This window comes from Pseudomonas sp. ACN8, assembly GCF_002303925.1.
Classification (GTDB): Bacteria; Pseudomonadota; Gammaproteobacteria; order Pseudomonadales; family Pseudomonadaceae; genus Aquipseudomonas.
This window is the reverse complement of sequence record NZ_MRCS01000106.1, coordinates 1-1,983: the sequence shown is the minus strand read 5'-3', so window position 1 is coordinate 1,983 and position 1,983 is coordinate 1. Positions and strand designations below refer to the sequence as shown.

1 protein-coding gene and 1 pseudogene are annotated in these 1,983 nt (G+C 60.3%); both read left to right on the top strand.

What is annotated here, in order from left to right:
• A partial coding sequence (locus BSF44_RS29085; RefSeq protein WP_141250027.1) for a transposase occupies window positions 1-235 on the top strand: 235 nt, incomplete at its 5' end.
• A gap of 578 nt (window positions 236-813) precedes the next feature.
• Window positions 814-1,983 (top strand): annotated as a pseudogene (locus tag BSF44_RS29080) (copper oxidase); the annotation flags it as partial.

The window sequence follows — 1,983 nt, the reverse complement described above, 5'->3', positions numbered from 1 at the left end:
GGCGATCCGAAAAGTGATCTACACGACCAACGCCATTGAGAGCATCAACGCTCAACTGCGCAAGATCATCAAGACCCGAGGTCACTTCCCGACCGACGATGCGGCGACAAAACTGATCTGGCTTGGGCTGCGCAATATCACAGCAAACTGGGGCTCAGCGGCCCATGACTGGAAAAGTGCGATGAATCAATTCGCGATTCTGTACGGAGATCGATTTATCAGGCCGACCTGGTAAAGCATGGCCTGCCTAACGGCAGGCCGTTACCGGCCCGCACACAAAATATCTGACAGTCCCCTGCTGAACCTTGCCAGCTGCAAAGTCCGCCCGACGCATTGCCACTGACCAGTCATTTGCATTCGTCCTGACCAACCGTTTGCATTCGACTTGATCAGCACACGCCGTAGTGACGACCGGCAGATAACGGCCAAAAGCGGTTCTTCTCGACCAGTTAAATCCATGTCGCCTTAGGGCAAGCAGACCCTACCAACAGCGGCCGGTGAAATAGGGCCGCTATCATCCCCACAAATGGGGTCCTTCACCCAACCAACCGGGTGCTTACCACCTAATTAGAGGAATATCCCCCACCCCTCGCTCTTGCCGCACGCAACACTTAGAAACAACCTGTCGATCCATTTGAACTTTCCCTTCGTCTTGCGGTAGTGGCTCGTTAGTTGCACACCCGCCTTGTGCACGCAACAGCTGTCGTCCTGGGTATGGCGACGACGGGCATCAGGCGAGGGTCAAATATGAAACGCGCGACGCCACCAGGCCATTCCATCGCCTTACTGCGCAGGTCAAGCCTGCCCTGTGCGATGCTTCTTAGCATGGCCACGGTAAATGCCGTGCCGCTCGACGATTTCGGCCCGCCACCACCAACGGACCCCTCGGCGTATACCAATCCCGCGGCCGACCCCAAGGCCGCGCTGGATGCCATAGAGGCCATGCCCCCCGTCAACCAGGGCGCCATTGCCCTGCCCAATGGCGTTTTTGGCACCCGCACCACGCCAACGACCGACAACGTACTTCCGCCAAGCCTGCAAACATCCTTCAAGATCCCCACCAATGGCAAGCCCAGCCCATTGTTCGGAGCCCAGCCGTACACGCAGCAACTGCTGCTGTTCGAAGAATTCGGCACGGAGAAACTCGACCCGACACTGCCGCCGCCCACCCTGACCTTCCCGGTTCCGATCGTCGGCCCGGCGCCCACGCAGGACCCGAACAACATCGCCCGCAGCGGCCCTTCGCCCGCGGCGCTGGAAGCCTTCATGCGCCAGCCGGGGCTGTACCCGTTTCCGTCGCAGTATTCCAACGTGCTGGACCGCAACCCGTGGAAAGCGCAGATCGAAGCCTTCCTCAACCGCCATCCGGTCGGCTCGCCGGCCGAAGGTCGTCCGCCCGGAAAAGGCTGGTCGCACCAGCGCTGGAACGAGTTCTACCCACAAGTCGCCTTCAAGACCGTGCAAGCGGGCGCCCAGCTCAACAGCGGCATGCGCGACCGCCGACAGTTGCACAACTACTCCGTCGGTGAGTTCGGGCCTGGCGGGCTCTACAACCAGACCTCAAACACCCCGGTCATTGCGGGCACCACCAAAGGCATAAATACCCGTTTTCACCCCAACATGCCGATTCAGAACCACAAGGCGCTCTGGACCTTCGACGGCACCTTTCCGCCAAAACTGTTGATGGTGCGCTACGGACAAGGGGTGCTGATGCGGCACTACAACGCCTTGCCGATCGATCCGTCGGCCACCATGGGGTTTGGCCTGCACACCCTCAGCACCCACGAACACAACGGCCACAACCCGGCCGAAAGCGACGGATTTTCCGGTGCGTTTTTCTTTCCGGGACAATATTTCGACTATCGCTGGCCGATCCAGTTGGCCGGTTACGACACCATCAACACCAGCGCTCAGGATCCGCGCGCGGCGTTCCCCTGCGCCCCGGGCGAAACCCTGTTCGTCAACGATGCCACGCCGGGCCTC